This is a genomic window from Dermatophilaceae bacterium Sec6.4 (assembly GCA_039636865.1).
In the GTDB taxonomy this organism is placed as follows: domain Bacteria; phylum Actinomycetota; class Actinomycetes; order Actinomycetales; family Dermatophilaceae; genus Allobranchiibius.
The window spans coordinates 2,189,889-2,212,655 of record CP144172.1 but is presented as its reverse complement, the minus strand read 5'-3'; the positions used below and the strand labels follow the sequence as shown (position 1 = coordinate 2,212,655).

21 protein-coding genes are annotated in these 22,767 nt (G+C 64.7%); 13 read left to right on the top strand and 8 right to left on the bottom strand.

Annotation, left to right across the window (positions count from 1 at the left end):
- Nucleotides 1-57 precede the first annotated feature (57 nt).
- From V3G39_10565 to V3G39_10530, 8 genes are all read left to right on the top strand, one after another.
- Entirely contained in the window at nucleotides 58-609 is a 552-nt protein-coding gene (locus V3G39_10565; protein XAS75111.1) for a TspO/MBR family protein, read from the top strand.
- A gap of 139 nt (nucleotides 610-748) precedes the next feature.
- The gene (locus V3G39_10560; GenBank protein ID XAS75110.1) at nucleotides 749-1,231 is read left to right on the top strand and encodes a hypothetical protein; all 483 of its coding nucleotides are present in this window, start codon (nucleotides 749-751) and stop codon (nucleotides 1,229-1,231) included.
- A 6-nt stretch (nucleotides 1,232-1,237) separates the two neighbouring features.
- Nucleotides 1,238-1,966 (top strand): gluconate 2-dehydrogenase subunit 3 family protein, encoded by a 729-nt coding sequence (locus V3G39_10555; protein ID XAS75109.1) that lies wholly within the window; start codon nucleotides 1,238-1,240, stop codon nucleotides 1,964-1,966.
- On the top strand, nucleotides 1,963-3,678 hold the full coding sequence (locus V3G39_10550; protein XAS75108.1) for a GMC family oxidoreductase: 1,716 nt from the start codon (nucleotides 1,963-1,965) through the stop codon (nucleotides 3,676-3,678). Before V3G39_10555 ends, V3G39_10550 begins: the two co-directional genes overlap by 4 nt.
- A 3-nt stretch (nucleotides 3,679-3,681) precedes the next feature.
- Nucleotides 3,682-4,593: a hypothetical protein gene (locus tag V3G39_10545; protein ID XAS75107.1), complete on the top strand. Its 912-nt coding sequence runs from the start codon at nucleotides 3,682-3,684 to the stop codon at nucleotides 4,591-4,593.
- Between the two features lie 9 nt (nucleotides 4,594-4,602).
- Complete coding sequence (locus V3G39_10540) at nucleotides 4,603-5,616, top strand: tellurite resistance/C4-dicarboxylate transporter family protein (GenBank protein XAS75106.1); 1,014 nt, start codon at nucleotides 4,603-4,605, stop codon at nucleotides 5,614-5,616.
- Nucleotides 5,617-5,774: 158 nt separating this feature from the next.
- A complete protein-coding gene (locus tag V3G39_10535) occupies nucleotides 5,775-6,674 on the top strand; it encodes a bacteriorhodopsin (GenBank protein ID XAS75105.1) in 900 nt (299 codons plus the stop codon).
- A gap of 4 nt (nucleotides 6,675-6,678) precedes the next feature.
- Nucleotides 6,679-7,719 (top strand): Brp/Blh family beta-carotene 15,15'-dioxygenase, encoded by a 1,041-nt coding sequence (locus tag V3G39_10530; GenBank protein ID XAS75104.1) that lies wholly within the window; start codon nucleotides 6,679-6,681, stop codon nucleotides 7,717-7,719.
- Between the two features lie 80 nt (nucleotides 7,720-7,799).
- On the opposite strand, the gene V3G39_10525 is transcribed toward V3G39_10530, so the two are convergent.
- Nucleotides 7,800-8,291: a hypothetical protein gene (locus V3G39_10525; GenBank protein ID XAS75103.1), complete on the bottom strand. Its 492-nt coding sequence runs from the start codon at nucleotides 8,289-8,291 to the stop codon at nucleotides 7,800-7,802.
- Nucleotides 8,292-8,363: 72 nt separating this feature from the next.
- On the opposite strand from V3G39_10525, the gene V3G39_10520 reads away from it, so the two are divergent.
- Genes V3G39_10520 through V3G39_10510 form a run of 3 tightly spaced genes read left to right on the top strand, consistent with a single transcriptional unit; the run spans nucleotide 8,364 to nucleotide 11,829 of the window.
- On the top strand, nucleotides 8,364-10,595 hold the full coding sequence (locus V3G39_10520; GenBank protein ID XAS75102.1) for an MMPL family transporter: 2,232 nt from the start codon (nucleotides 8,364-8,366) through the stop codon (nucleotides 10,593-10,595).
- On the top strand, nucleotides 10,592-11,350 hold the full coding sequence (locus V3G39_10515) for a DUF2993 domain-containing protein (protein ID XAS75101.1): 759 nt from the start codon (nucleotides 10,592-10,594) through the stop codon (nucleotides 11,348-11,350). The genes V3G39_10520 and V3G39_10515 overlap by 4 nt, the downstream gene beginning before the upstream one ends.
- Nucleotides 11,351-11,385: 35 nt before the next feature.
- Nucleotides 11,386-11,829 carry a hypothetical protein gene (locus V3G39_10510; GenBank protein ID XAS75100.1) on the top strand — a complete coding sequence of 148 codons (444 nt, stop codon included), beginning with the start codon at nucleotides 11,386-11,388 and terminating at the stop codon, nucleotides 11,827-11,829.
- 36 nt (nucleotides 11,830-11,865) lie between these two features.
- On the opposite strand, the gene V3G39_10505 is transcribed toward V3G39_10510, so the two are convergent.
- Nucleotides 11,866-12,978: an enolase C-terminal domain-like protein gene (locus V3G39_10505; GenBank protein XAS75099.1), complete on the bottom strand. Its 1,113-nt coding sequence runs from the start codon at nucleotides 12,976-12,978 to the stop codon at nucleotides 11,866-11,868.
- 19 nt (nucleotides 12,979-12,997) lie between these two features.
- Nucleotides 12,998-13,486, bottom strand: a complete 489-nt coding sequence (locus V3G39_10500; protein ID XAS75098.1) for a MarR family transcriptional regulator — start codon at nucleotides 13,484-13,486, stop codon at nucleotides 12,998-13,000.
- 144 nt (nucleotides 13,487-13,630) lie between these two features.
- On the opposite strand from V3G39_10500, the gene V3G39_10495 reads away from it, so the two are divergent.
- Entirely contained in the window at nucleotides 13,631-14,881 is a 1,251-nt protein-coding gene (locus V3G39_10495; protein XAS75097.1) for a PP2C family protein-serine/threonine phosphatase, read from the top strand.
- A 70-nt stretch (nucleotides 14,882-14,951) separates the two neighbouring features.
- Here V3G39_10495 and V3G39_10490 read toward each other — a convergent pair whose 3' ends face one another.
- Nucleotides 14,952-16,772 (bottom strand): thiamine pyrophosphate-requiring protein, encoded by a 1,821-nt coding sequence (locus V3G39_10490; GenBank protein XAS75096.1) that lies wholly within the window; start codon nucleotides 16,770-16,772, stop codon nucleotides 14,952-14,954.
- A gap of 228 nt (nucleotides 16,773-17,000) precedes the next feature.
- Here V3G39_10490 and V3G39_10485 point away from each other — a divergent pair, with 228 nt between their 5' ends.
- Nucleotides 17,001-18,488, top strand: coding sequence for a molybdopterin-dependent oxidoreductase (locus V3G39_10485; GenBank protein ID XAS75095.1), 1,488 nt, complete (start codon nucleotides 17,001-17,003; stop codon nucleotides 18,486-18,488).
- A gap of 392 nt (nucleotides 18,489-18,880) precedes the next feature.
- On the opposite strand, the gene V3G39_10480 is transcribed toward V3G39_10485, so the two are convergent.
- Genes V3G39_10480 through V3G39_10465 form a run of 4 tightly spaced genes read right to left on the bottom strand, consistent with a single transcriptional unit; the run spans nucleotide 18,881 to nucleotide 22,667 of the window.
- On the bottom strand, nucleotides 18,881-19,318 hold the full coding sequence (locus V3G39_10480) for a hypothetical protein (GenBank protein ID XAS75094.1): 438 nt from the start codon (nucleotides 19,316-19,318) through the stop codon (nucleotides 18,881-18,883).
- A 42-nt stretch (nucleotides 19,319-19,360) separates the two neighbouring features.
- Entirely contained in the window at nucleotides 19,361-19,816 is a 456-nt protein-coding gene (locus V3G39_10475) for a hypothetical protein (protein XAS75093.1), read from the bottom strand.
- Nucleotides 19,817-19,860: 44 nt separating this feature from the next.
- Nucleotides 19,861-21,654, bottom strand: coding sequence for a glycoside hydrolase family 15 protein (locus V3G39_10470; protein ID XAS75092.1), 1,794 nt, complete (start codon nucleotides 21,652-21,654; stop codon nucleotides 19,861-19,863).
- Nucleotides 21,654-22,667, bottom strand: coding sequence for an SDR family oxidoreductase (locus V3G39_10465; GenBank protein XAS75091.1), 1,014 nt, complete (start codon nucleotides 22,665-22,667; stop codon nucleotides 21,654-21,656). Before V3G39_10465 ends, V3G39_10470 begins: the two co-directional genes overlap by 1 nt.
- Nucleotides 22,668-22,767 lie beyond the last annotated feature (100 nt).

Here is a 22,767-nt window from a genome sequence, read left to right as displayed (position 1 = left end):
TCGAGGACCGCGGGGTGGACGCTACGAAGCGTCCACCCCGCGCAACTGCGTTACCCGATGAAGCAGCCGCCATCTGACAACGGCGAGCGGCGCTTCTTCATCCGTGCCGGGCATACTGCTGCGATGGACCTCAAACGTGTGCTGTTCGCTGCCGTCCCACCCGTCGCTGCTGCTGTCATCGGCGGCATCGGCTCGAAAGATGCTCCCGTGGTCTACGCACGGTTGGACAAGCCGACGTGGGCACCGCCGGCCGAGCTGTTCGGGCCGGCGTGGACGACTCTCTACGGCCTGATCGGCACAGCAGGCTGGCGGATGTACCCGAAGGTCTCCGACCGCGCGAAACGACTGCACCTCGCGCAGATGACGGTGAACGCGTCGTGGTCGTGGGTGTTCTTCACCGTCAAGGACAAGCGCAAGTCCCTCGCCGTGATCGCCACCCTCGACGCGCTTGTCGCTGCCGAGTTGTGGGCCATCCGTAAAGAAGACCCCGCGTCAGCAGCCCTGCTGGCGCCCTACGCAGGGTGGATCGCTTTCGCGACAGCGCTCAACGCCTGCGTCAGCGAACCGGCGAATGAGCGGGCCTCAGCGGCACATTCGCACAGATTCTGAGCGCTGCGTGTTGCGCTTCCGTGGTCATTGGGCAATGATAGTTGCGATATAGCAAACGTCCTGATCAGTGCCTGCTGTGCCTCTCCACCGCTCTACGACGGCGCCCCGCACAGGTCATGTCGACGACGAAGGAGATCGCATGCACACACCGGTCGCTCTGTCAGACAACACCACTGCGCTGGCACCCGCAGCCGAGCATCTGCTCGACACACTGTTGACCAATGTCGAGTACGGAAGGTTCGAACGCTCCCTGTCGGGGTTGACCGCGTTCGCCGCCGTGGTGACGTGCTCGGAGGTTTATCTGTCGCATTACAAGGCCAGTTTCGGGAACAAGGTGATGTGGAGTCCGATCCTGGTGACCCCGCCGCTTGTCATCGCCGGTATCGGCGGCGTCTTCAGTAAGAAGTGGGCCAAGACTGCTCTGCCGATCACCTCGGGAATCTTCATGCTGAACGGACTGGTCGGCGAGTACTACCACGCACGGGGTGTCGCTCGGAAGCCGGGCGGCTTCGCGTTGTGGACGTACAACCTGCCGATGGGGCCACCGATTTCAGCCCCCGGACTGATGGCCATGGTCGGCGGGATGGGCCTGCTGGCATCCGTCCTGCGCCGCGAGAAGTAGGCCGTCGTGCCCGACTTCCGCAAACCCTCCCACCTACCCAATTTACGCGCTGACGGTCAGCCGCCACACCCTTCGTGGCTGCCGCGACAACGGGTCGGCGTCAGCCCGCAGATGATCGGGCGATACCCCGACTTCGACGTGCTGTCGGCGGTCGATACGTGGGACCACGCAACGACGAAGGTGGTGCTTGCCCGGTTGGAGCCCACCGGTCCGATGCAGTTCTTCGACACCGACGAGGAGCAAACCCTCCGCGCGTTCTGCGATGTCGTACTCGCCCAGGACGGCGAACCACGCGTGCCGGTCGCCGAATCGATCGACCAGAAGATGGCGACCGGCCAACTGGACGGTTACCAGTACGCCGATATGCCCGATGACCGCGACACGTGGAAGGCAGCCCTGCGCGGGTTGGACCATGCAGCCTCGGCACATGGCGCCGACAGCTTCGCCGCCGCGACACTGCCCGAGCAGGAAGCCATCATCGCCGACTTCGCAGGCGGCAAGCTGTCCGGCGGCCCCTGGGACCAGATGGATCCGTCGCGGGCCTGGAGCGTCTGCCTGCGTGCCATCCTCTCCGGGTTCTACTCCCACCCGTGGGCGTGGAACGAGATCGGTTTCGGCGGCCCCGCCTACCCACGCGGCTACATGCGACTGGGCCCGACGAGCACGACCGAACCATTCGAGACACACGGCTCGACCAGCGAAGACCCGTCCGACGTTGTCAGGGGAGATTCATGAGCGATTTACTACGCGGCCTGCTCAAGGGCGCGGTAGGACCTAAGGACAATGACTCCCGGTTCCTGCTGGACGTGCACTCGCGCGACCTGCCGGGTCAGGACACGATGCGGCAGTACTCCCCGGACGAGGAGGTCGACCTGGTCGTGATCGGTGCGGGCGCGGGCGGGTCTGTGCTCGCTCAACGACTGGCCCGCCAAGGGTGGAAGGTAGTCATCCTGGAGGCCGGTCCGTTCTGGCACCCCGACGAGGACTGGGTCTCCGACGAGGCCGGCTCGCACGAGTTGTACTGGACCCAGAAGCGCATCATCGGCGGGTCCGACCCGATCGAACTCGGTAAGAACAACTCCGGTCGCGGCGTCGGTGGGTCGATGGTGCACTACGCGGGATACACCCCGCGCTTCCACCCCAGCGACTTCTCCACCCTGACCGATGACGGTGTCGGCGCCGACTGGCCGATCCGCTACGAGGACCTACGCCCGCACTACGAGCAGGTCGAGGCCGAACTACCCGTGGCCGGGCAGAACTGGCCGTGGGGATATCCGCACAAGTATCCGTTCTCCCCGCACCCGGTGTCCGGCGCCGCTGCCAAACTGTGGGAGGGCGCCCGCAAAGCCGGTATCGAGATGCGGGTCGGTCCGGTCGGCATCGTCAACGGCACTTTCGGCAACCGCCCGCACTGCATCTACCGCGGGTACTGCCTGCAGGGCTGCAAGGTCAACGCCAAGGCCAGCCCGTACGTCACCCACCTGCCCGACGCGTTGTCGCACTCGGTGGAGATCCGGGCGAACTGCATGGCCTCCCGCATCGAGATAGACCAGTCCACCGGCAAGGCCAAAGGAGTCATCTACCACCAGGAAATCGGTGGAAAGGAGATCATCCAGCGCGCGAAGTTCGTCGCCGTCGCGGGCTACTCGATCGAGACACCGCGCCTGTTACTGAACTCCACGTCCGCGCGGTTCCCCAATGGCCTGTGCAACAACGAGGACCAGGTCGGGCGCTACATCATGGTGCAGGGCGCCAGCCAGACCGCCGGACGATTCCCTGAAGAGCTGCGGATGTACAAAGCGCCGCCACCGGAGATCTCCTCCGAACAGTTCTACGAGACCGACTCCTCGCGAGGCTTCAAGCGCGGCTTCTCCATCCAGACGGTCTCACCGCTGCCGATCGGTTGGGCCGAACACGTTCTGGCCGACGGGCACTGGGGACGGGCAATGCGCGAATACATGCGCGACTACAACCACTGGACCACGATTGGCGTGCTGAACGAGCTACTGCCCCAACCGGACAACCGGATCACCATTGCCGACGAGACGGATCCCTACGGGATTCCGATCGCACGGATGGACTATTCGCTGTGCGACAACGACCACGCCAACGTTGAGTACTCCACCAAGATCATCAAGGACATCCTGCACGCCGCCGGCAGCCAGGACATTCTGACGATCCACCGGTACGCGCACCTGGTGGGCGGAGCGCGGATGGGTTCGGCCCCGAGCAACAGCGTGGTCGATGCCAACCACCGCAGCTGGGCCGTGCCCAACCTGTTCATCGCCGACGGTTCGGTATGCCCGACGCAGGGCTCCGCCAATCCCGCCTTGACGATCATGTCGTTGGCCTCCCGACTGGCCCAGCAGATGGCGTCCGGCGTCGCGATGAGCGATGACCCGGTTGTCCGAGCGGGGTCGCGCGCGCCGGAGTCGGCGCGTAGGTAGGCAGTGCGCGATCACGGGGCCGAGGACGAGTCACCCTCGGGTCGGCAGTTCCAGCTGACCCGAGGCCCGTGGCGGGCGACGGTCGTCGAAGTAGGCGCGGGCCTGCGCATGCTCAGCGTCGACGGGCGGGAAGTTCTGGACGGGTACTCGCGTCACGTCGGGTGCACGGGCGCGCGCGGGCTCCCGCTCATCACGTCGCTGGACCGGTCACCTGTGCGAACGGTGGGCACGGCGGGCACGGCGGGCACGGCGGGCACGGACGAGGTACACCTGCCGCGGTCGCAGCGCTGGATCTGCCGAGAGCAGAGTGATCATCATGTGCTGCTGGGCGTGGATGTCAGATCGACCCGAAATGGAGCCGATTGTCTCGACGTGAGCGTCGAATACCAATTGAGCCGCAGCGGACTCACCGTATGCACGACGGCCGTCAATACCGGGATCCAGACCTGCTCCTACGCTGCCGCCCACCAGCCCTATCTGAAGTTCGGATCCAGGATCGACGCGTGCCACCTGCGCATCGCAGCCGATCGCTACATTTCGACCGATCCGCACAGCGCAGCGCTCACCACGCAAGCCTCGTGCGGATCAGAGTTCGACTTCTCATCGGCAGCCGCTATCGGTCGGCAGAATCTGGAGGTTGCGTTCACGGGATTTCATCGCGACGCGGACGGTCGGGCGTGGTTGTGGTTGACCGATCGCTGCGGCGCAACGACCGCACTGTGGGTGGACCAGAGCTACCCGTTCATCGAGGTCTACACCTCTCATACGCAGGCTCCACCTCACTTCCGCACTTCTCTTGGGGTGAAGCCGGCAACCTGCGCGCCGGGTGCACGCCGGTCGGGTGAGGGGCTGTTGATGCTCGCACCCGGGCAGTCGACCAGTTCGACATGGGGCATCACTGCACCGCCATCGTGAGGAGCCCGCATGATGAAGCGTCTCGAACTGCCCCCTGACGTCTTCGCGGTCGTCATGGCTACCGGGATCGTCGCCATTGCCGCACGTGATCACGGGTACAACGTGATCGACGATTCCCTCACCGTCGTGGCGGCTCTGGCGTTCCTCATGTTGTCCCTCGATGCGGCGTGGCGGGCCCTGATCGATCCCGGCCAGGCCGTGCGTCATGCTCGCTCCCCCGATGTCGCCGTGTTGTCGTTCACTTTCGTGGCTGCCTGCGCCGTTCTGGGCACCCGGTTGACGCAGCATCATGTCGTGATGGCGCTGCTCGGCGGCGCGGCGGCGCTGGGGTGGCTCATTCTCGCGCCACTGGCTGCCGGTGACGTGCGTTCGCGCCCGCTGCGCGCACTGCGTCAGCACGCACACGGCGGATGGCTGCTGCCCAGCGTAGGCACCGCCGGCCTGGCGATCACCGCATCCGACCTCACGGTCCAGCATCACTGGGATGGCTGGATCGTGCTGGCCGCCGCTGCATGGCTGCTGGCCATACTCCTCTATGGCGTAACGACCGGCTTGATCCTGAGTCGGGCGATCTGCGCACGGCTGGCTCCTAGGGACGTAACGCCGGACAGCTGGATCCTGATGGGAGCGCTGGCCATCAACGCCTTGGCGGGCGCGAAAATCATCACCGCGATGACAGCACTGCACGTCACGGGATCGCTGCACCCGCTCCTACCCGCCGCGCGCACGGTGACCCTACTGGCCTGGATCCTGGCCAGTGCGTGGATCCCGGTGCTGCTCTACGCCGAAATGTGGAGCCTGGACCATCGTCGGGCTGGATTGCGCTTCGCGAGAGCGTGGTGGTCAGCAGTTTTTCCGCTCGGCATGTACGCGACGGCAACCCAGGCCGTCGCCCGGTCACTGGGGATGCCCGCACTGCACACGGTCTCCCTGGTGATCTTCTGGGATGCCTTTGCCGTCTGGAGTCTTGTCGCGCTCGGTCTGATCCACTGGTCACTCAGCACCCTGAAGGCCTCGACGTGATCGGCGTAAGACGGCCACGTTGAAACGGATCCGGTCCCCCTGGGGGAGAGGGGGTTTCGTTCGAGTAAGTTGCTGTACAACAATATTTGAAGTATTAATGGGTGGCTCCGTAAACCACTTGTTTCGAAGGGATATCCCTGATGGGATTTAGTTCACTTATGACGGGCACACCGCCAGAGACAGCGGTGTTGTCCTCCAATCAGTACGACCTGATCTTCTACGCCGTGGTCGTGACAGCGTTCGCGTTGTTCGCGTCCTTCCTGCACTCGGTGTGCACCAAAGGCGAGGTCAGCTCCCGCTACCGCCCCGCGGTACTGGCCAGCATGTGCATTACCGCGATCGCGACACTGTCCTACGCGGTGATCCTGCTCAAGGTCGACACCGGGTACACCTTCGCCGGTGGGCGCTACCTGCCCAACCCCGGTGCCTTGTTCAGCATCTCCCCGCGCTACTTCGACTGGACCGTTACCGTTCCACTGCTGACGATCGAACTGTTGGCCGTCACGACCCTGGTTGGCAAAAAACTCAGCACGCTGCGCGCCAGCACCATCGCCGCCTCGTTCCTGATGATCATCACCGGGTACCTCGGCTCACAGGTCTTCGACCACGGTGGCAGTACCGGCTGGTTGTGGCTGTGGTGGGCCATCAGCATGGTCTTCTTCATCTACCTGTACGTCGCGCTGGTACCGGCAGTGTTGAAATCGGCCAAAGAACTACCCGAGGTCACCGGCAGAACCCTCGTACTGGCCATGACGGTCCTGTTGTCCACGTTCGTGGTTTACCCGATCGTGTACCTGATTCCGATCTTCTTCCATGGTGGCTGGTGGACCGTCGTCATCCAGCTCGCGTTCTCCGCGGCAGACATCATCGCCAAGGTCGGCTTCGGAGCATTGATCCACAAGGTGGCCAAAATGCGCACCGCCGCCGATATGGCCGAGGGACTGCCCGGCTCAGATGAACCGATCTGGGTCAATGACGAACTCCTGAGCCCCCACCGTGGTGTGCAAGACGCAGGCACCGAGACGGATGGGACACACCGCACCCGCCGCGGTCTGTGAGCACATGAGCGACCTGGGCCACGCCCAGCCTCCGCTGTCACCGCCCTGGGCCGCTACGCCCAGGGCGGTGACAGCGGACGCCACCAACGGCCCAGCCTTCGCAGCGACCACCCGCGCCGGAAGCATTGCGAGCATCACCATCGCCACTGCCGCGTTGGTCATCACCGTGGCCGCACCACACCTGTGGGACAGGGCTGGTACGGGCGTCCTGGTGGTTGGATTACTGATAGGGGTCCCGCACGGCGCCGTGGACCACCTGCTGCCCCTGTACCGCCGGCGCGCCACCAGCACCGCGAGGTTGGCGGTAACGGCCCTGGGTTACGCCCTGCTCGCAGCCCTTTCCTGGGTAATGATCGCCAGGTTCCGGACCGTCGGCCTGAGTGTGTTCCTGGTTCTTTCCGCAGTGCACTTCGGGACGGGCGAGGCCACCTTTGCCAAGATCCGCGACGGGTACCGAGCAGCCGGCCAGTGGGGGTGGGTACTGGCCGGGGGCGCGGTCGTCGTCTTACCCATCACCACCCACCAGAACCAGGTCATCCCCTACCTGCGCGCGTTCGCACCCAACACTCACTGGGGGTTGACTCCCACTGCTGCCACGGTTGCGAGCGGGATCGTCCTCGTGGTGACGGCCGGGGTCATTGTGATGCACCTGAGGAACAGGACCTACCTCCAAGCCGGCGAAACGGCCCTCCTGGTGGCATTGATGGCGCTCGCACCTCCAGCCGTCTCGTTGGGGGTGTACTTCGGGGCCTGGCACTCCGTGCGGCACCTGATGGTCCTGCTCGCCGAGAACCCTGCCAACCGCCGAGACCTGTCACGTGGCCGGTTGACCCGCCCCATGAGCCGATTTGCAATCGCTGCTGCCCTGCCCACCGTCGCAGCATTGACGGTCATCACCTTCGTCTGGTTCGGCGCTGCGCACGGGCACCTGCACCAATTCGTCGCGCAGGACCTGGCGATCCTCGCAGCCCTGACCGTCCCGCACGCCGCCGCCGTCTGGTGGCTGGACAGAACCCGCCCCATGCCTGTCCAACGGGCAGATTGAAAACGCCGCCCCTCCCTCTCGGCACCTGCACTGGTGTTCATCGGACTCGCCTGCGCCCGCGAGCGCCGCCGGTCGTGGTCTCAACCGGTTGTGACGGTTGCGGTGGGCGTTGGACGGACCGAGTCGCTCGGCAGCTGGATTCCAGCGTGACAGGCAGGAACATCGACCTTCAGCCTGCGCTGGATGACCTGCACCTGGCGAATGATGCCGTCCACTTTCGTGAGGTCCAGTTTTTGGACCGCCGCATCCAACCCACCGATCGCGGTATAGGCATCCTGGGCGTCGTTCACCGCCCGCACACACGCGGCGCTGAGTTGCACGTCGGCGCCCCCCGTGGGCGATGTCGCGGATGCCGTGGTGCCCGGCGCCGTAGGCGACCCGGCCGACCCGCTTACGCTCGTCGCGGGCACGGCGACTTCGTTGCTGCCGCTGTAGACCGCCACGATGGCCCCGCCGACAACGACTCCGACGATGAGCGCGACAAGTACCGCAAGCAACCCGCGGGCGTGCCGGCCGGCACGCCCGCGTCCAGCGGATGGCGGTCGCGGGTCTGGGGCGTCCGGGTGTGTCATGCGCTGAACCAGTTTATTGTCATAGGGTAATAGTCGTCATGTTGCATCTATTACGGCAAGTGGGTCGACATCATGCTCGGGCGACCGAAGAAGGGCGCAGCTGATGCACCGGGCGGCGGCCGCGGAGCGCAGCTCTACGCGCGGATGGTGTTTCGGCTGCGGTGGGCCGTTGTGCTCGGCTGGTTGGCGTTGGTCTGCGCGGCGTACACGATGCTTCCCAGGCCCTCCACCGGGGGAACTATCGGTGACTTCCTGCCTGCCACCAGTCCGGCGATCGTCGCTCAGCAGCGTTCACTCAGCGCGTTCGATGTGCCGCTGACCACTGGAACGGTGCTGGTGCTGCACAAACCAGGGGGGTTGTCTGCCGGCACGTTGGCCGACATCACGCTCTATGCTGCATCGATCGATCAGCAGCTTCCGGGGCTGCACCGGCCGTATCCACGTGACCAGGTCCTCGGCGCATTACCGGTGTTCAACCCCCGCGACCGCAGCACGGCCTTGACCTACCTCTACTTCGCGCCGAGCGCGTCGACCGGAGCTCAGCAGCGGATGTCCGACGCGTACGCCGCACATTTCCAGATGGATCCGGGGGTGCGCTCGTATGTGACCGGCGTGGTACCCGCTCATAACGCTGAGGCGGGATACCTCACCAGCAAGATAGCTCTCGTTGAGTACGCGACCCTCGCGCTCATTACGCTGATCGTCGCGGCGACGTTCCGTTCTGTGGTAGCCCCGCTACTGGCGCTGACCTCTGCCGCGCTGGCCTACGTCACCGACGAGAGACTGCTGGGCTGGTTGAGCCGCGCAGCCGGGATCAGCGTCCCGAGCGAGCTGTCCCCGCTGATCATCGCGTTGCTGCTCGGGGTGCTGACCGACTACACGGTGTTCTTCATCTCCGGTTTCCAGGAACAACTACGTTCGGGAAGAGACTGGCGGGATGCAGCACGGTCCGCGATCGCACTGAATGCACCGATCATCGCTGTTGCAGGTCTCACGGTTGCCGCCGGTTGCGGCGCGCTGTACGTCGCACCTACCAAACTGTTCAGCGCGTTCGGGCCGGGTCTGGCCATCACCGTTCTGGTCGGCCTCTTCACCGCCCTTACCCTGATCCCCGCGATGATCGCCATCGTGGGGCCGCACCTCTTCTGGCCCAGTCACCCACAGCAGCACCATGCAGCAGACGCACCGACATCGGCCGATCAGCGCACGCCATGGGCGGTGCGGGCGGTCGACACTCGCCGCCGGGCCACCGTCACCGCGCTCGTCTGCTCCATCGGGCTCATCCTGCTGGCGTTGCCGGTGTCCGGTCTACGGCTGAGCCTGTCGACCACGGGCGCACTTCCGGCAGCCAACCCGGTCCAACAAGGGGTCACAGCGATGACAACGGCATTCCCGCGCGGAAGTACGTCGCCGACCGAGCTACTGATCGAAGGCAAGAACGTGAACCAGCAACGCCCAGCGCTCGCCGCGTTCCAACGCTCCGTGGCAACCCAACCGGGAGTCGCGACGGTGTTCGGACCGGCCGACGATCCGTTCCCCGGCTCACACGGCGTGATCTTCGCCGCAGGTGCCGACACGACGCGACTGGCAATCGTCTACGACAGCGACCCCCTCGGCGCCCGGGCCACCGCCACCCTGCGCACGCTCCAAGATCGAGATGAGCAGTTGGCGCGGGCGGCGGGATTGAAGAACGTGCAGTTCGCCTACGCCGGAGAGACGGCCCTCGCCTCCGGCATGGCACGTCTGACGTTCCGCAATCTGGCGGTGATCCTGAGTGCAGCAATCGTGGTCGAGTTGATGTTGCTCGCGATCTATCTGCGCTCGTTGGTCGCTCCGCTGTACCTGCTGGCCTGCAGTGTGCTGACCGTCGCGGTCGCTCTCGGGCTGACGGTGACCGTTTTCCAGCATTGGCTCGGCGCGCCGGGTCTGACGTTCTACGTCCCGTTCGCCAGCGCCGTCCTGTTGCTCGCACTCGGATCGGACTACAACGTCTTCGGTGTCGGCCGGATCTGGGAGCAGGCCGCCACCCAGTCGTTGCGGGAGGCAATCCGGGTCGCGCTACCGCGGTCGACGAAGGCGATCACTGCGGCAGGAGTGACGCTCGCCGGCTCATTCGCTCTTGTCGCGTTGATTCCGCTGCAGACGTTCGCCGAACTTGCATTCGCAATGTGCGTCGGACTCCTCGTGGATACCTTCATCGTCAGAACGCTGCTGACCCCTGCGTTACTGAGCCTGGTCGGGCCGATCAGCGGGTGGCCCGGTCATCGCCTCAGCGAGCGCCGTAGGCCCGAGGCGCCGCAATGAACGACCGTCACCGAGCGATACGCCGGACCGGCACGTTGCTGACCGACCTGGTGATTTCCTTGGTGGTCCTCGCGCTCACTGCCTGGGGGCTGGACTGGGCAGCACGTATCAGTGCGGAGGGCGTCGTGGCACGCAGCGTGCAACACGCGCAACAGCTGACGCAACGGCCCAATGTCGACGTCCACGGGTGGTTCTTCCTGCCTCAGGTGGTCACCGGGCGGTACGACAAGGTCGACATCACCCTGCGCAACCTGCGCGAAGGCACCCTGCGGCTTTCCAGCGTCACGGCACACCTGCAGGGAACGCACGTACCGTTGCACTCCGTGGTGACCAATGGGGTGAGCACGATCCTGGTGGAACAATCCCGCGAGACGCTGGTCTTCACCTACGCCGCCCTCGATACCTATCTCAAGGCGCAGGGCAGCCCGTTCACCCTGGCAGCCGGACCGACCGGTCAGGTGAAGGTGACCGGTCACGCCACAGTCTTGGGAAAGTCATTCGCGGTATCGGCCGACGCCACGGTTCGTCCGGTGCCGGGTTATCTGCAGATCACCCCCACCCAGTTGGACACCGGCTCTTCCTTGGATGCAGCCAGTCGGGTGCTCCTGGGACAACGGCTGACCCTGGCCATCCCCACAGCGATGTTCCCGTTCGGCCAGCAGGTCACGAGCATCAGCCCTGGCCGGACCACCCTTACGATCCGTGCCAGCGGTATCAACGTTCTGATCTCCCTACCACCCAAGGGCAGGCGATGACGACGGGTGATGACGCGGTGGCGAGGAGGAACGAGATGGCTGAAACATCGTCACCCGGTGACGGCTTGACGTCGGCGCTCAACAAATGGCTACCGTGGGTGTATCTGGGTATGGCCGCCGTGCTGATCCCCTGGGACGTGTATCTCGCCATCAGCCTGCCGAGACGCAGTATCAGCGCGCACTACCGCCTGACCTGGGTTGGTTTCGACGTTCTGTTGATCCTGGTGATGGCTCGTATCGGCTGGTACGCCCACCGCCGAACCCCCAACGTTGTGTTGACCTTCATGGTGGGTGCCACGCTCCTGGTGACCGACGCGTGGTTCGACGTGACCACCGCAGCCACCGGATCGGACCGCACCCGGGCAATTCTGTCCGCCCTACTGCTGGAACTGCCCATCGCCGCACTTTGCGCCCTACTGGCCCGTCGTGGCCTGCGGACCCTGGTTGGTTCGAGCCCTGATGATCATCGCAAGCATTGACGATCACACCGCTCGCGATGACCGAGCCAAGGGCGATCAGTTCACGCGGTAGGGCTGAGCAGCGGACTCCTTGAACTCCAGACCCAACCCGGGCCGTGACTGGTCGGGGTGCATTGCCCCACCCAGCGGCGACAGCGCCCCATCGAAGATGAGATCTTCGATGCGGACGTGATCGTGGAAATACTCCAGGTGGCGCAGGTTGGGCACCGAGGCTGCCACGTGCGCGTGCAGGTTCGGTGCACAGTGGCCCGAGACCGACAGACCTGCCGCTGCGGCGACGGCAGCTACCCGCACCCACTCGGTGATACCCCCGCAGCGGGTGACGTCGACCTGGAGACAGTCCACTGCCTGGGCGGCGATCATTCGGGCGAAATAAACCAGGTCGAAGCCGTACTCCCCCGCCGTGACGTCGATACGCAACTGGTCGCGCACCTCTTTGAGCCCGGCCAGGTCATCGGATGACACCGGCTCTTCGAACCACCGCACGTCGTACTGCGCCATTGCCTCACCCGCCCGAATCGCCTGCTTGCGGGTGTAGCCCCCGTTGGCGTCGACGAACAGTTCGACATCCGCGCCGATGACCTCGCGGCACAGTGCGATCCGGGACAGATCCCGGGCGACATCGTTGCCCCAGGATTCGCCGATCTTGATCTTCACCCGGGGTAGCTCCCACTCCCCTACCCACTGTGCGAGTTGCGCGCGGGTCGCGTGCTCGTCGTAGGTCGTGAAGCCGCCGCTGCCGTAGACCGGCACGGCTGGATGAATGACACCGAGCAGCCGGCATACAGGGGTCTGCAGCAGCTTGCCTTTGAGGTCCCACAGCGCGGTGTCGACCGCGCTGATCGCGCATGACACAAGACCGGGGCGGCCCAGGTTGCGGATCTGCCGGACCATCGCCTCCCACGCACCGTTGACGTCCATCGCCGCACGCCCGATGACCGCGTCGGCCAATACGTCATCGATCAGCGTTTTACAGGCCCCGGCCGCGTACGTGTAACCGGTACCAGTCCGGTCCCCGGAGCGGATCTGCACCAGGACCATGGTGGTGGAGGACCACGCCAGGGTGCCGTCAGCTTCCGGCTGATCGGTGGGGAAGGTGTAGACCTGTGCGGTCACTGCATCGATCGTAGGTTCTTCGACAGTTGTCATATGACAACTGTAGTCCTTTTCAGGCGCCCTGGCTCTGCCCCTGCGCGACTTCGGCACTCGCTTCGCCAAAACCACGCAGGCCCGCCACCAGCGCATCGCGCGACTGCGGGCTCATCCGGTCCAGGACCTGCGCAAAATCACGGCGTCGCGTCTCGGCGAAAGCCTCCAGTCGATGACGACCGACGACGCTGAGGCGCAAGGTGACCTCACGGCGACTATCCGCGCTGACCTGTCGTTCCAGCAGTCCGGCCGCTTCCAGCCGGTCGCACAATCGACTGGCCGATGACGGGATGGCACCGACCGCCCGGGACAGTTGGGTGAGGTTCATCGAACCCTGCCGGTCCAAAACCGTGAGCACCCGCACCTGGAGGGGTGGGATTCGGGGCGTTGCCCAGTCCTCTGCGCGGTCCCAGAGCAACACCAGGTCCTGCGCCTGGGTAATCACCTCGGCCGCAGTTGCAGAAGCTAATGGCGAACCAGTCGCTGCTCGACCGAAATTCGAGGGCATGATCACTCCATCCAGTTGTGGGCAGACCCTGATGGTTGCTCACAGGAAATATTGACCTACATCATGTATTGTGCCACCTCGCCGTGCACTCGATGGCAGAAGTCGCGATACTTACCACCTAGTCCTTTCCTGAGGTGGTGCCGGATGCGTTCAGTCGACCTGTGCGACATAGTCCTCGAAGCTCTTGAGATAGCCCGTCCGACTGCGGCACTGGCTGTTCTGCAACCGCTTCTGGCGCAGCACCTGCAGGCCACCGAAGTGCGCCTGCTCATGGCGAACTATCAGTTGACCGCCCTGCACCCGATCCACGACCGAGAGAATTCTGTCGCGTTCAGCGACACGCCTGCAGGAAGCGCTTTTGTCGACCAGGAGCCGGTGACACGCGATGTCCCTGAGCAGGGGGTCGAGGTCTATCTGCCGATGAGCACCCGCGGCGACAGGATGGGCGTACTCCAGCTCCTGCTGCCATCGCATCCAGACCCGACGCAGCTGGCTGAACTGGTCAGCCTGGCGCGGACGATCGCGCTGTCGCTGCGTGCAGCCAGCCGACAGACGGACGCACTGGAGAGATCCGGGCGCACCCAGCGGCTGACCCTCGCCGCTGAGCTGCAGTGGCAGTTGCTTCCCGGACGCGGCTGCCGAGCGCCTGAATACAACATCGCGGGGCACCTGGAGCCCGCGTACCACGTACATGCGGACGCATTCGACTGGTCCCAGGACGATGACCACCTCACGCTCACCCTCGTCGACGGTTCGAACGGCGAGGGGGTCCATGCACTGCTGTCCACCCTCACCCTGACCGCATTGCGCAACGCGCGTCGGGCAGGGCTGTCAATCGCCGACCAGGCGCTGCTGGCTGATCAGGCTGTGTACGCCCACCACCAGGGCAATCAATGCGTCAGTGCCCTGTTGCTGCGCATCGACCTGAGCACCGGCCTCGCGGACGTTGTGCTGGCCGGTTCACCGCGCCTGTTGATCTTGCGCGATGGTCAGGTCTATGAGCCGCGGCTGACCGAGCAGGTCCCGCTGGGCATGTTCGAGGACAACGACTACGTCGAGCAGTACCTCGCGTTCGCGCATGGCGACAGAGTCCTGATGGTGTCCGACGGCGTGCACGACGCCCGCTCGACCGGCAGTGATCGTTTCGGCGATGTGCGACTGTCCGATCTGATGTCGGCGACGGCTCAGGGCTCGGCTGAACAAGTGGTGCGCCGGGTCGTCGATGAGCTGTATGAGCACCGGGGCGAGAACGACCTCGACGACGACGCGGTCGTGTTGTGCCTGGACTGGTCGGGACCCGGAAGTGCGTTGGCAGGGGCCGAGTCGACGTCGCTGGAGTCACCGGTCGAATTAGCCGCGTGGGGACCAAAACTGCGCGCCGTCACCAGTAGGTGACGACGCGCAGCGTCGAACTTCGACAGTGCTGACGGGGTGACTCAGCGGCGAATCGCCCGTCCCAGGAGCCTCATGCCCCGTCCTGACCGATGTGCAGCTTGCCCTTGACCCGCTCGATTCCCTCGGTTGCCAGTGCCTTGGCGGAGTCCTTCACGACCGCGACCTCGTCAGGATCGCGGTGCAGTAGAGCCGTGGCGGTGTTCTTGGCGAACTCCATGGTGATCTTCGGCGGCAGGGGCGGCACATTCTTGCTGGTGTAGGCGTCGATCAGGGTGACGCCCTGATACGCGAACGCCTCGTCCCAGGCCGCCGCGACATCGTCGTCGCTCTTGACCCGAATGCCCTTGAAGCCCAGCAGTTCGGCCCAACCGGCGTAGTCCACCGACTCGACGTCCTGGGACGTGGACCAGACGGGGTTGGCGTCCTCGGTGCGCATCTCCCAGGACACCTGGGTCAGGTCGTTGTTGTGCAGCACCATGACGATGAACTGCGGGTTGTCCCACTTGCTCAGGTACTTCTTGACCGTGATCAGCTCGTTCATCCCGAGCATCTGGAAGGCGCCATCGCCGATCGTGCACACGACGCACCGGTCGGAATGGGCGAACTTGGCCGCCGTCGCATACGGCATCGCGGCCGCCATACTTGCCAACCGGCCGGACAGGTCCCCGGTCATCCCGTCACGCAGGCGGATGTGGTGGCCGTACCAGTCGGCGGTGGAGCCGGCGTCACAGGTGACCACGGCCTTCGCGGGTAGCCGCTTGTTCAGCTCGTGGTAGACGCGGCGGGGGTTTACCCCGTCGGAGTAGTTCACCATCGCCTGGGCGTGCATCTCGTTTTCCCACTCCACCATGTCCTTGGCCACGCCCTTCTGCCAGGACAGATCGGACTTGCGCTCCAGATGCGGGATGAGCGCGAGCAGCGTCTGCTTGACGTCGCCCCAGATGTTCAGCTCGGTCGGGTAGCGCAGACCCATCTGTTCAGGTTTGAGGTCGACCTGGATCGCGCGGGCCTGGCCGCTTTCGGGCAGGAACTGCGAATACGGGTAGTTGGTACCGAGCATGACGAGCGTGTCGCAACCGTCCATCTGATGTTGACTCGCGCGAGTGCCGAGCAACCCCAGCTGTTGGGTGTGGAAGGGCACGTCGGAGGAAATGACCTGCTTGGCGCGCAACGCGGTGATGATGCCCGCACCGCATAGTTTCGCGGCGGCCAGCACCTCCTCGCCTGCACCGTTCGAACCGTGGCCCACCAGGAAGGTGACTTTGTTTCCAGCGTTGATGATCTCGGCAGCCTGCTGGATGACCGAGTCAGGCGGCACGATCGAACGGGACGGAGCGACGGCGCTCGAACGTGATACGCCGTTCGCCGGTTCGAGCTCTGGCATCTCCATGCTCTGCACGTCGTGCGGCAGCACGATCACGGCCGGACCAAGGTGCACCAGGGCGGTGCGGAACGCCGTGTCGACGACGGCCTGCGCCTGCTGCGGCGTGACGATCGTCTGGACGTAGACCGCCACATCCTCCATCGTGCGCTCGAGATTGTCTTCCTGCTGCTCGAATGTGCCCAGCGACGTCAGCGCCTGCTGACCGACGATCGCGACGACGGGTTGGTTATCACTCTTGGCGTCGTACAACCCGTTCAGCATGTGGAAAGCACCCGGGGACGACGTGGCGATGCAGACACCGATCTCACCGGTGAATTTCGCGTGGGCCGTCGCCATCAGCGAGCAGATTTCCTCATGGGTCGGACGGATGTAGTCCAGCCCGTCCCCTTCCCGCTGCGCCGCCCCGAGCGCGCCGTCGAACTCACCGATCCCATCCCCAGGGAAGGCGAAGACACGGCTGACACCCCAGTCCCTGATGCGCTGGATGATGAAGTCGCTGACGTTCATGGCCATAGCCGAGTTCTCCTCGTGAAGTAGTGAGGTACCAGGACCTCAAATAGTTGCTATGCGGCAAACGTTAGCGCGAATCTGCCGGCTCCGCCACGCACTCGCCGTCCACAACGCCGTCATGTGGGAGTGCACTGCTGCAAACCTCCTGCGCATCTTGCGTTCTCGCTTCCGCGAATGCACAATAATTGCTGTACTGCAATTATTGCTACGGAGGGCAAACGTCAGATGCCTAGCTTCTTCCCCTGGTGGGTGGTGATCACCCACTTCCTGAACATCTTCTTTATGGTGCTGTTGTTCCGCAGCGGTCTGGAGGTGCTGTCGGCGTTCCCGAAGTTCTACTGGCGCGATGACTGCGCACCAGGGCACGAATGGCTCCGGCTCAGCAAGAAGACCTTTGGCGCCGACTCCCGTCAGCCCTGGTCATCGCTGGATGAGGAGGAGTCCTGGTCACCGGTGGTGGCGCTGCCGGGACGCAAACAACTGGGGCTGGGTCGGCACTGGCATTTTCTGACGATCCAGTTCTGGATCCTGACCGGCATCGTCTACGTCGTGATGGTCTTCGCGACCGGTTACTGGCACTATCTGATCCCGACCAGCTGGTCGATCATCCCGGACTCGATCCGTTCGGTGGGGACCTATCTGCAGTTCAAGATCCCAGCCAAAATCCCTGGCCAACCCTTCGAACCGGCACAGAAGCTCACCTATTTTCTGGTCATCTTCGTGCTCTCACCACTGCAGATCGCAACCGGCGCCGCGATGTCGCCGTCCGTCCTGGCGCGCTTCCCCTGGTACGGCAAGATCTTCGGCGGCAAACAAGGCGCCCGAAGTCTGCATTTCCTGGGGTTGTGCTCGTTCGCGGCATTTATCGCGATCCACGTCTTCATGGTGATCGTGCACGGACTGCCGCACGAGTTCACCAACGCAGTCCTCGCCGGCCACGACAACGAGACCCTCGCCCTGTGGATCGGACTGGCCGCGCTGCTTTTCATCGTCTTCTTCAACATTGCGGTCACCATGTTCTCCATCCGACGACCGCGCACGACCCAGCGGGCACTGGGACTGGTGGTCAACCCGTTCGAAGCCGGCATATCCCGCACCTTCACCTCTCGCGAGCACTACACCCGAGATCAGATCTCCTCTTTCCACCGCGTCAACGGTTATCCCCCACCGTCGCAGGAGTACAACGAGCTGGCATCCGGCGGTTTCGAGGATTACCAGCTACCGATTGGTGGGCTGGTCGAGAATCCCGTGACGTTGTCTCTGGCGCAGCTGCGTGATCTCGGCACCAGTGAGCAGATCACCAAGCACCAGTGCATCCAGGGGTGGAGTGCTGTCGCAGAGTGGGAGGGTGTGCCGATCGCGCGAGTCCTGGAGCTGGTCAAACCGACCGCCGAGGCCAAGCACATCGTCTTCTACGCATGGGATGACAAGGGACTGACCGAAGGCGAAGGACGGTACGGCTACTTCTACGGGTCGATCCCGCTCTACATCGCGACCAACCCGCAGAGCATCCTCGCCATGGAGATGAACGGTGTCCCGCTGCCGGTGGAGCACGGCGCGCCGATCAGGGTCCGCCTGGAGACCCAGCTCGGATTCAAGATGGTCAAATGGGTCAAAGCCATTGAGCTGGTTGCCGACACCAAGGACATCGGCCAGGGCCAGGGCGGGTGGCGCGAAGACCAGCAGTACTACTCCAACGCAGCTGGCATCTGAGCGGATTGCACGCGCTGAAACGCCCCCCACGCTGGAGAACCCCCGAGATCCGCAACCGGACGCCGATGGCAACGAGCAACGGGCGGACAGATCTCCCGGAAGGAGCCACTATCTTCGGGTCGGTGCATGAGCGTGAGGGTGCGGTACGGATCGCGGATCTCCCACCTGGGCGGGCCACGTTGTGCGAGCGATCGCGCGGGCATGCGAGCGTCCCTCAGCCGCGGTCAGCCGCAAATGGGGACGTTCACTGGCCGGGCGGAGATGCGGGTGAGCCCGCAACGATCTTGCAGGCCCTCAACGTCCAAGGCCGCGCCCATCTGCGGAGCTGACCCGCGGCCTTGCCAGGTCACCTTGGCAACGCGGCTCCACCGAGCGCCTGAATGGGCGCTGGTTCAGGACCTGCGCCGCAGTCCCCACCCGATCAACAGTCCTACCGCACCGAGGAGAACGTGCTTCTTACCTGGTGCGGGGCGGCCGCCGGCCGGTCGTCGGCGAAGTTCGTACCCGACAGGTGCCTGTGCACTGACCGGGTGGTCCCAGCCGAGACTCTGCTTCGGGTGGGTCCGTTCTACGTGCGCCCGCTGGAGAATACCCGCCAGCTGCGATTCATCCCCTCGGGCGCGCGCCGTATCCCGAGCGGCCAACTCCAGCCGGCGGGTGGCCGACATTCCGGCCACCACTACACGGTTACGGGTGTGTGCCGCGACCTCTTCGTCATCGGCTCCGGGACCACGTCCACCCATCAGTTCCGCACGAGCACGCCGCAGGCCGTCCACGTCCATCGCGCTCGGTCGGGCCGTCACTTTCTCATCGGGCTCTACAGTTGTCATATGACAACTGTAGAGCCTCGATCACTAAGCCGCCACCCGCACTCATGCGTGTCGGGCGCGCTGACTGATACGCAGTAGTGGTCCGCCACCAGGCGCGAGCTCGAGCACCGCGCGGGCCAGCTGGTCGCGATAGCGGTCGTGACTCGGTGGGGTGGCCTTGTCGTGCAGCAGATCGCGATATCCCATACCGGCCCAGCCGAGGGCCACGACACCGTCGATGATCCCGGCACGCGCGCGCGAGCGATCAGCAATCGCCAGCCCGAATGCTGTCGCGGCATGCGCCACGTCGACCCACACGCCCATCGCGAGAACCTCCGGGCTGGGCGCAACCCCGGACAGGCCCGCCTGGGCGAGTTGCCGGGCGCCCAGTATCCGGGTGACGACAGTGCTTTTGGTGTCGACCTGCAGACCCTGGAACGTGCTGAGAGTCGCCGAAGGGGCCACCAGCAGGCCGGCACCCCAGACTGCTCGACCGATTTCAATTGCTCTGTGCTGCATGTAAATACCTTCCGCTATGAGCTGCTGTCATATCGCTGCACCAGTTATTTTGCTGCTGCTGCCGCTCGAACCGCGGCAGTCGCTTCGACGTGGCTGAGGTGGCTGAGAGCCTGCGGCAGGTTGCCGAGTTGCTCATGCGTGCCGGGGTCGCACATTTCGGACATCAGACCGAGCGGCCCGGCGACGGTCATCATCTCGTCGAGTAGGTGTTCCGCCTCGTCGGCCCGACCGACCATGGCCAGGGCGTGCACCCGCCAGAAACCGCAGGCAGTGAACGTCCCCTCCTCCCGGTGCGCCCCGGTGTACCGGTAGAGCATCGGCCCGGCGCCCAATTCGGCGCTGAGCGCGTCGATGGTGCTGGACATCCGGTGACCGCTGTCGAAGCCGATCTGAGCGCCCAACAACACCGACGCGTCCAGTTCTTCACTACCCGCATAGAAGGTGTAGGCCTGTTTCTCAGCTGACCAGCAGTTCTCGTTGACCCAGTCCTTGATGACGTCGGCTTCATCGCGCCACCGGATGCCGGACCCGATGAGGTGGCCGGCTTCGGCGAGTTTCGCGGCGGAATCCAGCGCGCGCCAGCAGTTCATCTTGGACGAGGTGTACTGGCGGTTCGTGTGTAGTTCCCAGATACCGGCATCCGCGTGTCGCCATTCGTCCGCGCACCGGTCGGCGAGGTCGGCCAACTCGCGATTGGACCCCACGTCGAGCACATGCCCGTCGAAGACCCATTTCGCGACCGTGCCGAACAAGTCTCCGTACACGCCGAGCTGGGTCTGACCCGAGGCGCTGTTGCCGAGTTGCACCGGCAGGCTGTGTTGATATCCCGGCAGGTCCGGTTTTCGAACACCGGCCGGCTCACCGCCGCTCAACGTGTACATCACGTGTACGTCGGGCCCGTTGTCGTGAATTGCGTTCAGCAGCCAGGCCACAGCAGCGTGCACTTCTTCCTGCAGTCCCAGCAGCGAGAGGGAGTCGATGGTGAACGCCGCATCGCGGATCCAGGAGTAGCGGTAGTCCCAGTTCTTGGGGCCGCCGATGCTTTCCGGGAGTGAGGTCGTCGCGGCTGCGGCGACAGCGCCGGTCTCGGCGATGACGAGGGTCTTCAAGGCCAGCGCACTGCGGACGATCTGCTCGCGCCCTGCGCCCTCCCACTGCACCGAGGTGGCCCATTCACGCCACGCGTCGGCACTGACGTCGATCCGATGGTCGATGGCATCGATGTCGCACATGAAGAGCGGATCGCCGTCGGCTGCGACCACGCCGACCACGCGGCGCTCACCCGCAGCCACCTCAAAGGCGGCGTCGACTTGAGCATGCGAGACCCGCAGAGCGATCTGCTCACTGGCGCGTACGCCCATGATCAGCGCTCCCGCGTGCATGATCGGGCCGCGATCGTCATCCTTGACCCAGGGCTCCCACTCGCGCATGCCGTCGCCGGGCTGGACCAGCAGCGTCATCTCGACACTGCCTTGCAGCCCCTCGATGCGGCGCCCCAACTCACCCCACGGCAGCGCCCCCGCGCGTCCGGAATTCAGCGAGTCGGTCACCCGGACCCGGCCGGAGTCGGTACTCCACGTGGTTTCGACAAGGTTGGTGTGTGGCAGGTAACGCCACTCATACGTCGCGTCAGGGTCGCTGGGACACAACCGGATTCGACCACCACGCTCAGGGTCCAGCAATGCCGCTACCGGCGGCGTGGAGTCCAGCCGGGGTACGGCCCACCAGTCGATCGAACCATCGGATGCCAGCAACGCCACCCCACGCCCGTCGCCCAACACGGCGTACTCACCGATCGGCGCGTACCCGTCCGCGTCACGGACCAGCCGATCACCCATCAGGACCGGCCGGCGCGGCGTGCGATGGTCGCGACACCCGCGGCAACCGCTGCCGTGGCACCGGCGAGCGTCGCAAGGCGGTTCTTGGCGACGAACGAGACCGGGTCGTGGATCACGGCCTTGGAGTTGAACTCGCCCCGTGCGCCGCGGTCGTGCTCGGTGTCCTGGGGCTCGAACACATTGGAACCCCAGCGCGGGTAGTCCTTCTTCACCTGCTGGGATTTCACCCCGGTCTTGCCGAGGTACCAGTCCACGAACGCCGGGGCAACCCGGTTACCCATGACCGTGTAGGCCGTGGAGATGCCTACCCACATATTCCGGCGTGGGTGCTCGGCCGAGAAGCGAATCGCGCTCGCGCACACCTCCGGTTGCACAATCGGCGGTACCGGCCGCGGGTGATTGCCCATCTTGTTCAGGTTCCAGTTGAACTGCGTTGTATTGACCCCCGGCAACGTCACCAACCCGATCGTCACATTGCTTCCGGTCGCCTTCAACTCCGTGATCACCGACTCGGTCATCCCCTTGATCGCATGCTTCGCGCCGCAATACGCCGACTGCAACGGAATCGAGCGGTAGGCCATCGCCGAGGACACGTTCACGATCGCCCCACGATCCCGTGGGCGCATCACCCGCAACGCCGAGCGCACCCCGTTGACCTGACCGAAATACGTCACCTGAGTCATCCGCTCGTACTCCTGCGGCTCGGTGTCCCAGAAGAACGCGAGCGAGCCGACGAACGCCACATTGACCCACACGTCGATCGGCCCGAACTCCGACTCGACCCGATCCGTCGCTGCATCCACCGCCTCATGGTCGGCGACATCGCACTCGACGGTGAACGACTTTCCACCCGCGGCTTCGACATCTTTTGCGGCCCCTGCCAGCCCCGCAGCACCACGAGCCAGGATCGCTACGTTGTACCCCGCACCTGCGAACTCGCGGACGGTGGCTCGACCCACCCCCGCACTGCCTCCGGTGATTACGACGATGGGACGGTTACCGGTGTCAGTCATCTACTTCTCCTAGGTCGGGACGTGGTGCGTGTGCCGTCCGAATGGACCGCGGCACAGGATTGAGACACCCTCTGCAGCACTACGCAACTATTGCTTTACT

What these genes read in the sequence shown, in the direction of transcription:
- V3G39_10565 (XAS75111.1), top strand. Translation starts at nt 58, where the DNA reads ATGAAGCAGCCGCCATCTGACAACGGCGAGCGGCGCTTCTTCATCCGT.
- V3G39_10560 (XAS75110.1), top strand. Translation starts at nt 749, where the DNA reads ATGCACACACCGGTCGCTCTGTCAGACAACACCACTGCGCTGGCACCC.
- V3G39_10550 (XAS75108.1), top strand. Translation starts at nt 1,963, where the DNA reads ATGAGCGATTTACTACGCGGCCTGCTCAAGGGCGCGGTAGGACCTAAG.
- V3G39_10540 (XAS75106.1), top strand. Translation starts at nt 4,603, where the DNA reads ATGATGAAGCGTCTCGAACTGCCCCCTGACGTCTTCGCGGTCGTCATG.
- V3G39_10535 (XAS75105.1), top strand. Translation starts at nt 5,775, where the DNA reads ATGACGGGCACACCGCCAGAGACAGCGGTGTTGTCCTCCAATCAGTAC.
- V3G39_10530 (XAS75104.1), top strand. Translation starts at nt 6,679, where the DNA reads ATGAGCGACCTGGGCCACGCCCAGCCTCCGCTGTCACCGCCCTGGGCC.
- V3G39_10525 (XAS75103.1), bottom strand. Translation starts at nt 8,291, where the DNA reads ATGACACACCCGGACGCCCCAGACCCGCGACCGCCATCCGCTGGACGC.
- V3G39_10520 (XAS75102.1), top strand. Translation starts at nt 8,364, where the DNA reads ATGCTCGGGCGACCGAAGAAGGGCGCAGCTGATGCACCGGGCGGCGGC.
- V3G39_10515 (XAS75101.1), top strand. Translation starts at nt 10,592, where the DNA reads ATGAACGACCGTCACCGAGCGATACGCCGGACCGGCACGTTGCTGACC.
- V3G39_10510 (XAS75100.1), top strand. Translation starts at nt 11,386, where the DNA reads ATGGCTGAAACATCGTCACCCGGTGACGGCTTGACGTCGGCGCTCAAC.
- V3G39_10505 (XAS75099.1), bottom strand. Translation starts at nt 12,978, where the DNA reads ATGACAACTGTCGAAGAACCTACGATCGATGCAGTGACCGCACAGGTC.
- V3G39_10500 (XAS75098.1), bottom strand. Translation starts at nt 13,486, where the DNA reads ATGCCCTCGAATTTCGGTCGAGCAGCGACTGGTTCGCCATTAGCTTCT.
- V3G39_10495 (XAS75097.1), top strand. Translation starts at nt 13,631, where the DNA reads ATGCGTTCAGTCGACCTGTGCGACATAGTCCTCGAAGCTCTTGAGATA.
- V3G39_10490 (XAS75096.1), bottom strand. Translation starts at nt 16,772, where the DNA reads ATGAACGTCAGCGACTTCATCATCCAGCGCATCAGGGACTGGGGTGTC.
- V3G39_10485 (XAS75095.1), top strand. Translation starts at nt 17,001, where the DNA reads ATGCCTAGCTTCTTCCCCTGGTGGGTGGTGATCACCCACTTCCTGAAC.
- V3G39_10480 (XAS75094.1), bottom strand. Translation starts at nt 19,318, where the DNA reads ATGACAACTGTAGAGCCCGATGAGAAAGTGACGGCCCGACCGAGCGCG.
- V3G39_10475 (XAS75093.1), bottom strand. Translation starts at nt 19,816, where the DNA reads ATGCAGCACAGAGCAATTGAAATCGGTCGAGCAGTCTGGGGTGCCGGC.
- V3G39_10470 (XAS75092.1), bottom strand. Translation starts at nt 21,654, where the DNA reads ATGGGTGATCGGCTGGTCCGTGACGCGGACGGGTACGCGCCGATCGGT.
- V3G39_10465 (XAS75091.1), bottom strand. Translation starts at nt 22,667, where the DNA reads ATGACTGACACCGGTAACCGTCCCATCGTCGTAATCACCGGAGGCAGT.